The sequence below is a fragment of the Chromobacterium fluminis genome, assembly GCF_011602385.1.
Classification (GTDB): domain Bacteria; phylum Pseudomonadota; class Gammaproteobacteria; order Burkholderiales; family Chromobacteriaceae; genus Chromobacterium; species Chromobacterium fluminis.
The window spans coordinates 1-11,446 of record NZ_JAAOMA010000078.1 but is presented as its reverse complement, the minus strand read 5'-3'; the positions used below and the strand labels follow the sequence as shown (position 1 = coordinate 11,446).

The 11,446-nt window shown below is 65.0% G+C and carries 9 protein-coding genes and 1 CRISPR repeat array; of the genes, 5 read left to right on the top strand and 4 right to left on the bottom strand.

The annotated features are described in order from the left end of the window. The 4 genes from HA052_RS26060 to HA052_RS26045 all read right to left on the bottom strand — a co-directional run. Positions 1-154, bottom strand: a 154-nt coding sequence (locus tag HA052_RS26060) for a helix-turn-helix domain-containing protein (protein WP_166454274.1), incomplete at its 3' end; no start/stop codon positions are given. 242 nt (positions 155-396) lie between these two features. Beyond that, entirely contained in the window at positions 397-4,281 is a 3,885-nt protein-coding gene (locus HA052_RS26055; protein ID WP_166454273.1) for a non-ribosomal peptide synthetase, read from the bottom strand. A gap of 248 nt (positions 4,282-4,529) precedes the next feature. Beyond that, positions 4,530-4,898 carry a type II toxin-antitoxin system death-on-curing family toxin gene (locus HA052_RS26050; RefSeq protein ID WP_166454272.1) on the bottom strand — a complete coding sequence of 123 codons (369 nt, stop codon included), beginning with the start codon at positions 4,896-4,898 and terminating at the stop codon, positions 4,530-4,532. Next, on the bottom strand, positions 4,895-5,068 hold the full coding sequence (locus HA052_RS26045) for an acetyltransferase (protein WP_166454271.1): 174 nt from the start codon (positions 5,066-5,068) through the stop codon (positions 4,895-4,897). The genes HA052_RS26050 and HA052_RS26045 overlap by 4 nt, the downstream gene beginning before the upstream one ends. A gap of 700 nt (positions 5,069-5,768) precedes the next feature. Here HA052_RS26045 and csy1 point away from each other — a divergent pair. The 5 genes from csy1 to HA052_RS26020 all read left to right on the top strand — a co-directional run bounded on the left by csy1 (position 5,769) and on the right by HA052_RS26020 (position 11,315). Then, positions 5,769-7,112: a type I-F CRISPR-associated protein Csy1 gene (gene csy1, locus HA052_RS26040; protein WP_166454270.1), complete on the top strand. Its 1,344-nt coding sequence runs from the start codon at positions 5,769-5,771 to the stop codon at positions 7,110-7,112. After that, the gene (csy2, locus tag HA052_RS26035) at positions 7,109-8,107 is read left to right on the top strand and encodes a type I-F CRISPR-associated protein Csy2 (RefSeq protein WP_166454269.1); all 999 of its coding nucleotides are present in this window, start codon (positions 7,109-7,111) and stop codon (positions 8,105-8,107) included. The genes csy1 and csy2 overlap by 4 nt, the downstream gene beginning before the upstream one ends. Before the next feature lie 12 nt (positions 8,108-8,119). Beyond that, positions 8,120-9,157, top strand: coding sequence for a type I-F CRISPR-associated protein Csy3 (csy3, locus tag HA052_RS26030; RefSeq protein ID WP_166454268.1), 1,038 nt, complete (start codon positions 8,120-8,122; stop codon positions 9,155-9,157). Positions 9,158-9,160: 3 nt separating this feature from the next. Next, positions 9,161-9,718, top strand: a complete 558-nt coding sequence (gene cas6f / locus HA052_RS26025) for a type I-F CRISPR-associated endoribonuclease Cas6/Csy4 (protein ID WP_048408886.1) — start codon at positions 9,161-9,163, stop codon at positions 9,716-9,718. Positions 9,719-9,846: 128 nt separating this feature from the next. After that, positions 9,847-10,955: direct repeats of the CRISPR family, unit length 28 nt; unit sequence GTTCTCTGCCGGATAGGCAGCTTAGAAA. Positions 10,956-11,069: 114 nt separating this feature from the next. Next, complete coding sequence (locus HA052_RS26020) at positions 11,070-11,315, top strand: type II toxin-antitoxin system Phd/YefM family antitoxin (RefSeq protein ID WP_166454267.1); 246 nt, start codon at positions 11,070-11,072, stop codon at positions 11,313-11,315. The last annotated feature ends 131 nt before the right edge of the window (positions 11,316-11,446 follow it).

The window sequence follows — 11,446 nt, the reverse complement described above, 5'->3', positions numbered from 1 at the left end:
CGACGCCGCCATCAGCCACTGCGTTCTGGTAGCGGTAAAAGGTATCTCGGGACAGGCCCATCACCTTGCAGGCCTTGGAGACGTTGCCTAGCTCAGCGGCCAGGTTCAACAGGCCGATCTTGTGTTTAATGATGTTCTGGTTGAGACTTGTCATGGGGTTACTCCTGCGCTTGCGCGCTGTCTTGATGAAGATTCGCACCTCTATCAAAACGGGTAACCCCACCTCTCGGCAAGGCCTGACTGTCAGATCAAATCGGAACTTCTACAGCTTAGAAATGGGACCGGCAAGCCATAAGCAAGCAGACCCTGTTGCCAGCGAATGAACGCGGCCTGACAGCACATATAAAAACGCCGCTCACCCAAGGTGAACGGCGTTTTTCCTCAAACCGGCGCGGCTCAAGTCAAGCGCCGCGCCAATTCCTCGCCTATCCTTCTCATCGGCTCCGGATCGCTCATGCCAAAGTGGTCGCAGTCCAGCTCCACGCACTCCAGAGTGCCGCCGAGGAAGGGCCGCCAATCTTCCGGCTTGGGCGCGTCTTCCGGGTGGACGCCGGCGCGGAACAGCAGCACGTCGCCGTCGTAACGCGGGGTCTGGCTGTCGCGGAACAATTGCATGCCATGCAGCGAGGCCTCGCCCAGCCGCTCCAGCGCGGCGCGGCCCAGCGGCGCCAGCGGGCTGCCGGGGCGCAGCAGGCGTTGGTAGATCGCCTCATTGTCCAGCGGCTGGCCGTTTTCGTCGGCGTCCACTTCGCCGTTGACGCTGAGCACTGTCACCAGCGCGTCGTGCAATGTCGGTTGCGGCCGGCCATGCCAGCTGGCGGTCGGATAACTGTCCATCAGCGCCGCCAGTTCCACGGTTTCGCCGGCGGCGCGCAGCTGCGCCGCCATCGCCTGCGCCAGCCCGCCGCCCAAGGACCAGCCCAGCAGCCGGTACGGTCCTTGCGGCTGGACTTCGCGCACGCGGGCCACGTAGTCCGCCACCATCGCGTCGAAGCTGGCCGGCTTGTCGCCGGTGATGCCGGTGGCTTGCAAGCCGTAGATGGCCACGCCGGACAGGTGTTTGGCCAGGCCCAGATAGCACCAGGACAGGCCTTCCGCCGGGTGCAGGCAGAACAGCGCCGGCAGCGCGCCGGGCTGTATGGTCAGCAGCGGCGCGAATTCCTGGCCTTCGCTGGCCGACGGCGGCCGGTGCGCGGCGGGCGCGCTCAGCGCCTGCGCCAGCGCCGCCACCGTGCTGTTGCTGAACAGCGCGGACACCGCCACTTCGCGGTTCAGGCGCTGCGCCAGCCGGTTGGCCACCTGGATGGCTTGCAGCGATTTGCCGCCCAGTTCAAAAAAGTTGGCGTGGCGGCTGGGCGGGGTGACGCCCAACACTTGCTGCCACACTTCCATCACCTGGCGCTCCAGCGGGCTGGCGTCTTCCGCCGCGGCCGGCGCTTGCGCTTCCATGCCGACGGCCAGCTGCTTGCGGTCTATCTTGCCGTTGACGTTGCGCGGCAGGCTGTCCAGCCAGCGCCAGTGATCCGGGATCGCCGCCGCCGGCAGTACCTCGGCCAAGCGCGAGCGCATCGTCGCCGGCTCGGTCTCGCCGCCGCTGAGGAAGGCGGCCAGCGTATAACCGCCGCCGGCCAGCGGCAGGCCCACCACCACGGCCTCGCGCACCTCCGGGCAGGCCAGCAGCGCGTTTTCGATTTCGGCCGGGTCGATGCGCAGGCCGCTGATCTTCATTTCATGATCCAGCCGGCCCAGGAAGCGCAGCTGGCCGTCGCTCAGCCGTGCGCGGTCGCCGGTGCGGTAGGCGCGCGGCGCGCCGGGCAACGCGTCCAGCGTTACAAAACGGCGCGCGGTCAGTTCTTCGCGGCCCAGGTAGCCGATGGCCAGCGCCTCGCCCAGCAGGCAGAGTTCGCCGTCCTCGCCCTGCGCCACCGGCTGCAGACGCTCGTCCACGATGGCGGCGCGCACGCCGGGGCGCGGCAGGCCGATGGGCACGCTGTCGCCGCCGTCCCACACCGCGCCGGGGCCGGACAAGATGGCGCTGGTGGCGATGATGGAGGCCTCGGTGGGCCCGTAGCTGTTGAGCAGCACGCTGCCTGGCAACAGCGCCTGCCAACGGCCGGCGCGTTCCGGCAGCGCGGCTTCGCCGCCGATGATGGTCAGCCGCACGCTGGCCAGCTGTGCGGCCAGTTCCGGCTGCAAGGCAAAGGCCAGTTCGTGCCAGAAGGCGGTGGGCAGGTCCAGCACGCTGATGCGCTGGCGCGCCACGGCGGCGGCGAAGGCTGGCATGGATTCCAGCATCGCGTCGGTGCGCAGCACCAGGGTGCCGCCATGGCACAGCGCCAGGAAGATTTCTTCGATGCTGGCGTCAAAATGCAGCGGCGCGAATTGCAGGATGCGTTCGTCGGCGCCGATGCGGTACAGCTGACCGGCGCTGCTGACGAACTGGGCCAGCGCGCCGTGGCTGACCAGCACGCCGTTGGGCTTGCCGGTGGAGCCGGAGGTGTAGAGCAGGTAAGCGGCTTGGCCGGCTTCCGGCGCCGGGTCCGCGGCCGCCAGCGCGTCCTGTTGCGGCGGCAGGTCCAGGCATAGCGCCGGCACGGCGCCCAAGAGCGGACGCCAGGCGCTCAGGGTGACTGCCAGCCGCGGCTGCGCGTCGTCCAGCACCATGGCCAGCCGCGTCGGCGGGCCGTGCGGGTCCAATGGCACATAGCAGCCGCCGGCCCACAGCGTGGCCAGGATGGCGACGATGGCTTCCGGGCTGCGCGGCAGCACGATGGCCACCCGTTCCTCCGCCTGCAGGCCAGTGGCTTGCAAGCGGCCCGCCAGTTGCAGCACGCGCTGCAACAGCTCGCGGTAGGACAGGCGCTCGCCGTCCTGTTCCAGCGCCGTCGCGTCCGGCCGCGCGGCGGCGGCGGCGCGGATCAGGCTCAGCACCTCCCGCGGTTCGCGCTCCAGCGCCGCGCCGTCCAGCACGCTCAGCGGCGGCAACTCCAGCAGCAACTCGCTCAACGCGGCGTCCGGCGCGCGGCCGGCCCAGGCGTCCAGCCAGGCCAGCAAATCGTCGCGCAGGCCGTCCAGCTGCGCCTGCGGGTAGGCGTTGGGGTTGGCTTCCAGGCACAACCGCCATTCGGTGTTCAACAGGCTGAAATTGATCGACACGTCCTCCACTGGGCCGGAGCCCAGCGGCAGCACCCGGCTGTCCAGGCCGGCGAATGGCGCGCGGCGGTCGAAAGGCATCAGGTTCACCACCGCGCCGAACAAGCGCTGCTGGCCGCCAACGCGCGCCAGATCGCCGCGCAGCTGCTCGTAGCGATAGCGCTGATGCGGCCGGATCGCGCGCAGGCTGTCCGCCAGCTGGCGGCTCAGTTCCGCCGCGCCCAACTCTTCGTCCAGCCGCAGGCTCAGCGGCGCGATATTCATCGCCATGCACGGCACCGCCAGCGCCGGCGTGCCCAAGCGGTTCATCACCGGCAGGCCCAGGGTCAGCGCGCGGCGGCCGCTGTGCTTGGCCAGCCAGGCGCCCACCGCCGCCAGCAGCCAGGCGCCCCAGTCCACGCCGTGCTGTTTGGCCGAAGCCTGCCAAGCGGCGATCTGCGCCGGGCTCAGCCATTGCTCGGCCTTGTTGACCCCGTCCGCCAGCAAGGCGGCGGGCGCCAGCGTGCTGGCCGCCGGCTGCCGGCCCTGGCGCTGCAGCCAGAAGGCGCGGTCCTGCGCGCAGGCCTCGCTGGCCTGGTAGGCGTGATCAGCGGCGACGATCTTGTCCAGCGACCAATCCGCCAGCGGCGGCAAGGCCTGCTGCTTGACGCGGGCGCTGTAGCGCGCCGCCAGCGCCTGGCTCAGCAGGCCGTAGGCGAAGCCGTCCAGCGCGATATGGTGGGTCTGCAGATACCACCAGTGCCGCTCCGGCCCCAGCTTCAACAACGCGCCCAGATAGAGCGCGTCACGCGCCGGATCGCATGGCCGTGCCAGCGTCTGAGCCACCCAGGCGCGCGCCGCCGCTTCCGGTTCCGCTTCCGCGTTGAAGTCCAGGCAGGCTATCTCCGCCTGCGCGGCCACCGGCTGCTGCCACAACTGGCTGCCGTCAAACTCGAAGCGCATGTTCAGCGCCGCGCAATTGGCCAATACCTCGGCGGCGCTGTCGCGCAAAGCGTCCAGGTCCAGCGCGCCGCGCAGCTCGGTGGCTTCGGCGGTGAGATAACTCGGGTTGTCCGGGGAAAGTTGCTGTCCCATCCAGATGCCGTGCTGCGCGGCGCTGACGGGGAGGCGAGAAGCGGTCAAAGTCATAAGAAGGCGTGCCGTTGCGGTTCCATGCCAGCGCTATGATGCGTGGGCAGATCAAATGAGAGCAGCAATCTTACACTATAAATGGGAATGATTATCAATATTGAATTGATAAGCCTCACTACGCAGCAAAGCACCTCGCACCCTTCGCCTAAGTAGCAGGAACATTGAAGTACGGCACACCGCAGCAAGCATGCTTCACAGTGCCGCTAGCGGGCACATTGGCTAAACGCCCTTTGAGATCCTGATAGCTATGAATTAGCCAGTGAGTAAAGAATCGTAGCCAGTTCCGTCACCTCCAAGGCCCCGGAAGCGACATCCACCATAATGTCTTCCAGCTTGGCACTACGCAGAATCACCACGCCTTGCAAGTCCAGATAAGTCAGCGCCGTCACTAGCGCGGTCCGTTTATTGGCGTCATTGAAGCAATGGCCGCGAGCAATGGCTACCGCATACATGGCGGCGATATCGAAGATATCCTCCATCCCCTCATAGCGGATCTTGTTATCCACTCGCGCCAACGCGCCCTCCAGCGGCCCAATGTCATGCATGCCCGCCAACCCTGGCTCCATCTCCAAAATGGCATCATGCAACTGCACCACCACGCGTGGATTGATCATCGATCCGCCAACGCCTTGATCACTTTTTTGTGGCGCTGGATCACCCGCTTGGCCGCAGTCTTGACAATGCGCACGCCGGGTTCGCCGCTCAAATCCAGCTCTACCGGCTTGACCGGCCCTTTGCGCGTCTTCAGTGCAATTCCATAGTTTTTAGCTGTTTTGCTCATCATTACTTTCCTTACTGCTGGCAAAAGGTGACCGCCGAAATGTCTATGTTGCCTATCCGGCAAAGAACATACGGGGTAAATGAACAGCGGGCTTATTCCATTGCCTAACTGCCTATCCGGCAGCACGCCATACAAGTCTAACAGCTTCCACAGCAGACAAATCGATATCACATGGCAGCACCATCCCGCCGAACACATGACTTAACCGCCTGAGTTCAGCACACCAGACCCCCTGCTCCACCCCCGCCTGATACAGGTCAAGTAAATCCCGACCACTGTCCATACCAATATCACCGGCTCGCAGGCACACTAGCAGACGGCATGCCAAGCGGATGGACGTAAAAAAAGGCCAGTCGCTTGCGCGCTGGCCAGTCTGAGCTGCCTATCCGGCAGAGAACTGAAAAGACAATTCAACTTCGACTATTTCTAAGCTGCCTTATACCGGCAGTGGCGCCGATGTTACAAGTCGCCACCGCTCATTAACGATAAATGTCACTTTAACTTTGACTAGGAAAAAAAATGGCGTATGGTCGGTGTTGCGTAAGCACGTGACAAAGTTGGAAGACCGGACCCACACCCATCCTAATCTCTTGCATAACAGGAGGATGCGCATGCGATGAAGCACCGAGCCAAGGCCCCGGCAGCCTAATAGCGCCGGGGCCGCGTTGCTGTTTGTTCCTGACTTTGTGATCCAAGGACAGCCATGCCCCCTACCCTCACGCCCCGCGCCACAGCACTACGCGCCTTGATGGCCGACTTCATCCGGCAACGGCGCGACGACAAGCTGGACAAGCTCGCGCCCGACGACGACGCCAAGCGCGAAGCGCTGCTGGCCCAGCACCAGCCCGCCGCCTGGCTGGCGGACGCCGCCCGCCGCGCCGGCCAGCTGCAAGCCGCCACCCATACCCTTAAAGCCATCCACCCGGACGCCCGCGGCAGCAATCTGTACACGCCGCCCTCCACCCTGCCGGCGCGCCGCGAAGTGGGCAGCCACTGCCTGGGCGCGGATTTTGCCGACGACGTGGTAGGCAACGCCGCCGCGCTGGATGTGTACAAGTTTCTGAAGCAACAGCACGACGGCCAAAGCCTGCTGGCGCTGGCCTTAGCGCAGGACGCCGATCTGGCCGCCGCGCTCAGCGACGACGCCGAACAGGCGCAAGTCTGGATCGCCGCCTTCGCCGCGCTGACCGATGCCGGCGCGGCGGCCGCCAGCCACAGCCGCGCCAAGCAAGTGTATTGGCTGGTGGGTTACGAGCCGGCCAAGGATGAGGACTACCACCTGCTGGCCCCGCTCTACCCCAGCGCGCTGGCGCAGCGGCTGTACCAAATCATCCAGGAGCACCGCTTCGGCGAGGCCGCCAAGGCCGCGCGCCAGGCCCGCCGCGAACAGCGCGATCACCCGCACGGCTATTGCGACTATCCGCAGCTGGCGGTGCAGAAACTGGGCGGCACCAAGCCGCAGAATATTTCCCAGCTCAATAGCGAGCGCAAGGGCAATAACTATCTGCTGGCTTCCTTGCCGCCGCAGTGGCGGAGCCTGGGCCTGAAACCGCCGCTCAATAGCGAAGACGCGCTGCTGCGCTTTGGCCGCCGCAACGATGTGCGCCGGCTGGTCCGCCAACTGCGCGTTTTTCTGGAAAGCCAACCGCCTCAAAACAAAGATGCCCAAGATCGTCGTGACGATCTGGGCAATGCGCTGCTGGAGGAGTTGCTGCTGTTCGGCAAGGAAATGCACGAAGGCCTGCCGCCCGGCTGGAGCGCGGACACGCGCTGCCGGCTGCCGGAATACCAGCAGCTGTGGCTGGACCCCTGGCGCGCCGATACCGACGCGGACTTTGCCGCGCGCTGGCACGGCGAGGAGTGGCCGCTGGAAGTGGCCAAACGCTTCGGCCGCTGGCTGAACCAGCAATTCGACGCCAGCCCGCTGGAGATGGGCGACGCGGAATTCCGCCACTGGGCGCGCGAGCTGGCCGGGGACTTGGGCTGGCAGGCCCAGCACGATCAAACCCGCCGCCAGCTGGCGGCCATGGCCAAGGAGCAAGCATGAGCACTCTGCCCGTGATCACCGGCCTGCTGAGCGTGCCCCGGCTGCGGGTGCAAAACGCCAACGCCATTTCCAGCCCCTTCACCTGGGGCTTTCCGGCCATTACCGCCTTCACCGGCCTGGCCCAGGCGCTGGAACGCCAGCTGGCCGGCAACCTGGATTTGCAGTTCGAAGCGGTGGGCGTGGTCTGCCACCATTACCAGGCGCAGACCAGCGGCGCTTACACCCAGGGTTTCCACCTCAGCCGCAACCCGGTGGACAAGGACGGCGCCACCGCCGCCATCGTGGAGGAAGGCCGCATCCACCTGGACATCAGCCTGCTGTTCGGACTCACCGGCGAAGCGCTGGCCGCGCCCGAGGAGCAGCTGCCGGAACTGGCGCGGCAGGTAACGGACACCCTGCACGGCATGCGCATTGCCGGCGGCAGCGTGACGCCGCCGCTGCCCGGCCGCCGCCGTCCCGCGCCGCAGTTAATGACCTTGAGCGAGGACGAAACGGAACGACGCCAGCAATTCCGCCAGCTGCGACGCAGCCTGCTGCCCGGCTTTGCGCTGGTGTCCCGCGACGACCTGCTGCAAAGCCATCTGGCCGCCTTGCGCGCCAGCCAGCCGCAGACAGACCTCTTCGACGCCTGGCTGGATCTGTCCCGCATCAACCACGCGCCGCACTGGCAGGAACACGCGGACCCGGCCGGCGGCGAACCGCGCCGCACGCTGGAATGGCGCAGCCAACGCGGCCACAGCCAGGGCTGGACCGTGCCGATGCCGGTGGGCTACGGCGCGCTGTCCCCGCTTTACCCGGCCGGCAGCGTGGCCAACGCCCGCGACGCGCATACGCCGTTCCGCTTTGTGGAAAGCCTGTATTCGCTGGGCGAATGGGTCAGCCCGCACCGGCTGCACGATATCGGCCAACTGCTGTGGTACGCCGACGACGACACCGCCAGCGGCTTGTACCGCTGCCGCAATGATTACGCCGCCACCTTGGAAATAGAAGACTAGAAAGGAAGCCTCATGAGCACCGCACCGCTGAAAACCGCTACCGTATTGGCCTTTGAACGCAAGCTGGACCCGTCCGACGCCTTGTTCCACGCCGGCGACTGGCAACAGCGCGAGCAGCACGCCGGCTGGGAGCCGGTCAGGGTCATCGAAAAATCCGTGCGCGGCACCATTTCCAACCGCCTGAAAACCAAGGATCAGGACCCGGCCAAGCTGGACGCGCAGATCGAAAATCCCAATCTGCAAACCGTGGACGTGGCCGCGCTGCCGCACCACGCGGACACCTTGAAGATCAGCTTCACGCTGCGGGTGCTGGGCAATGTCGGCGCGCCGTCCGCCTGCAACGACAGCGCCTACCAGGCCAAGCTGCGCGCCACCGTGGCCGGCTATGTGCAGGCCCACGGTTTTGCCGAGCTGGCGCGCCGCTATGCCTGCAACCTGGCTAACGGCCGCTTCCTGTGGCGCAACCGCGTGGGCGCGGAGCAGGTGGAAGTACGAGTGGCGCTGCTGGAGCAAGGCCAGCCGGCGCAGCAATGGCAGTTCGACGCGCTGGCGCTGTCCCTGCGCCACTTCGACCCCGGCAGCCAGGCCGCCGCGCTGGAACAGCTGGCCGCCGCCATCGCCGCCGGCCTGGCCGGCCAGCGCCATCTGCTGCTGCAAATCACCGCCTTTGCGCGGCTGGGCGCCGGCCAGGAGGTGTTCCCCTCGCAGGAGCTGATCCTGGACCGCGGCCGCGGCGACAAGAGCAAAACCCTGTACGCCATCGAGCAAGGCGCGCTGAAAGTCGCCGCCATCCACTCGCAGAAGCTGGGCAACGCCATCCGCACCATAGACGACTGGCACCCGGAAGCCGAGCAGCTCGGCCCCATCGCGGTGGAGCCCTACGGCTCGGTCACCACGCAGGGCAAGGCCTGCCGCCAGCCCAAGGCCAAGTCCGATTTCTACACCCTGCTGGACAACTGGGTGCTGAAAGACCAGGCCCCGGCGCCGCATGATCAGCACTTTGTGCTGGCCACGCTGATCCGCGGCGGCGTGTTCGGCGCGGCGGAGTAAGCCATGGATCACTACCTGGACATCCGGCTGCGCCCGGACCCGGAGTTTGCGCCCACGCTGCTGATGAACGCGCTGTTCGCCAAGCTGCACCGCGCGCTGAGCGAGCAAGGCCGCGACGACATCGGCGTCAGCTTCCCGCGCGCGGCCCCGGCCGCCGCGCTGGGCGACACCCTGCGCCTGCACGGCGGCCACGCCGCCTTGCAGCGGCTGATGGCCGGCGACTGGCTCAGCGGCATGCGCGACCACATCGCGCTGGCCGCCATCCAGCCGGTGCCGCCGCAGGCGGAAGCCTGGCAGGTACGGCGCAAGCAGGCCAAGACCAACCCGGACAAGGAACGCCGCCGGCTGGTGCGGCGGCTGGGCATCAGCGCGGAAGAAGCCGCGCAGCGCTTCCCGGACAGCGCCGCCCGCCGCCTGACCCTGCCCTTCCTCACCCTCAACAGCGCCAGCACCGGCCAGCGTTACCAGCTGCACATCGAGCAACGCCCAGCCCCGGCCACCCACAGCGGCCGCTTCAACGCCTTCGGCCTCAGCCCCGACGCCACCGTGCCGTGGTTCTAACCCTTTTTTTGCTACCCGCCGCCAAGCCTGTTAAATCAGGAGCTTGGCGCGGGGTGGGATAAAAGGGGTTTTATTGGGGAAAGCGATGCTTTCCCCCGCTGGCGCGGGTTTGCGGGGGAAAGGCTCTAGTTCTCTGCCGGATAGGCAGCTTAGAAAAGCCGCGGTTAACGACCATGGCAGACTGCAGAGTTCTCTGCCGGATAGGCAGCTTAGAAAACAGTCAATACGATATCGGCCAGACGCCACCTGTTCTCTGCCGGATAGGCAGCTTAGAAAATCGCGTATCTGTTCTTGCCGGGACCAGACACGTTCTCTGCCGGATAGGCAGCTTAGAAAAACAGTATCCAGTTTCCCCTGGGCTTTCAGTGGTTCTCTGCCGGATAGGCAGCTTAGAAAGGCCGGATCCGCGATGGCGACGGCGGTCAGCTGTTCTCTGCCGGATAGGCAGCTTAGAAATCGATGCCATGCGCCAGTGATGCGGCCGCTGTGTTCTCTGCCGGATAGGCAGCTTAGAAATGGGACAACTCCGGCAGGATCATGCCAAGCATGTTCTCTGCCGGATAGGCAGCTTAGAAAACGATGGGGCCTGGCTGCGATACTGGCGGCGGGTTCTCTGCCGGATAGGCAGCTTAGAAAACAATTGAACAAGCCAGCCTTCACGTCATCATGTTCTCTGCCGGATAGGCAGCTTAGAAATTTCAGATAATCTTGATCTATCTTCATTTTCCGTTCTCTGCCGGATAGGCAGCTTAGAAACGGAGATCAGCAGGTTGAACAGCCCCTGCCATGTTCTCTGCCGGATAGGCAGCTTAGAAAAATGCCGATCGCCGCGCCCTGGGCGATGTTGTGTTCTCTGCCGGATAGGCAGCTTAGAAATTGATGTGCCAGAGTGACGGCCGGAGTGCGGTGTTCTCTGCCGGATAGGCAGCTTAGAAAATCTGTCGTCATTTGTGATAGCTCCCGTGATCGTTCTCTGCCGGATAGGCAGCTTAGAAAGCGACGCGGCCGGCCGGCTGGGGGTGCGCACTGTTCTCTGCCGGATAGGCAGCTTAGAAAGCGATCAACAGCTACCTGAAGCGCGGCGTGGTGATTCTCTGCCGGATGGGCAGCTTAGAAACTTCATCAATGCCGGCGCCGCGCATTGAGTCGGTTCTCTGCCGTATGGGCAGCTTAGAAAAATCGGATTGCCAAGAAACAGCCGAAATGGAAGTTCTCTGCCGGATGGGCAGCTTAGAAAATCCACAACTTGACCTGATGGCCGAATGGCGGCTTCTCTGCCGGACAGGCAGTTCCCCAAAACAAAATCAATGCCATATTAGGCATCTAAATTGACACCAAACAGGGAGAAATCATGGACTTGGTACTTGCCGATGTAGCCGTCAGCGTCACCGAGCTCAAGCGCAATTTTGCCGGCATCATGCGCGAGGCCGCGGGGCACCCGGTGGTGATCCTGAATCACAACCGCCCGGAAGCCTATCTTGTTCCTGCCGCCCAGTACGAACGCATGATGAAGCTGCTTGAAGACATCGAGGACGCAAAGTTGGTGCTGGAACGTCGGCAGCAGCCCACCGTCAAGGTGGACTTGGATGAGCTATGAAATTGTCTTCCGGGTGGATGCGGAGAAGGAATGGCGTAAGTTGGACCCATCGATTCTGAAGGCTAAAGCGCGCCAGGGCTGAGCCGACGCAAGCCCGTGACAGCGTGTCCGCGGTTCTCACTCTCCCAACC

Bases quoted from the DNA above. Each gene is read 5' to 3' on its own strand.
- HA052_RS26055 (WP_166454273.1), bottom strand. From the start codon at position 4,281: ATGACTTTGACCGCTTCTCGCCTCCCCGTCAGCGCCGCGCAGCACGGC.
- HA052_RS26050 (WP_166454272.1), bottom strand. From the start codon at position 4,898: ATGATCAATCCACGCGTGGTGGTGCAGTTGCATGATGCCATTTTGGAG.
- HA052_RS26045 (WP_166454271.1), bottom strand. From the start codon at position 5,068: ATGATGAGCAAAACAGCTAAAAACTATGGAATTGCACTGAAGACGCGC.
- csy1 (WP_166454270.1), top strand. From the start codon at position 5,769: ATGCCCCCTACCCTCACGCCCCGCGCCACAGCACTACGCGCCTTGATG.
- csy2 (WP_166454269.1), top strand. From the start codon at position 7,109: ATGAGCACTCTGCCCGTGATCACCGGCCTGCTGAGCGTGCCCCGGCTG.
- csy3 (WP_166454268.1), top strand. From the start codon at position 8,120: ATGAGCACCGCACCGCTGAAAACCGCTACCGTATTGGCCTTTGAACGC.
- cas6f (WP_048408886.1), top strand. From the start codon at position 9,161: ATGGATCACTACCTGGACATCCGGCTGCGCCCGGACCCGGAGTTTGCG.
- HA052_RS26020 (WP_166454267.1), top strand. From the start codon at position 11,070: ATGGACTTGGTACTTGCCGATGTAGCCGTCAGCGTCACCGAGCTCAAG.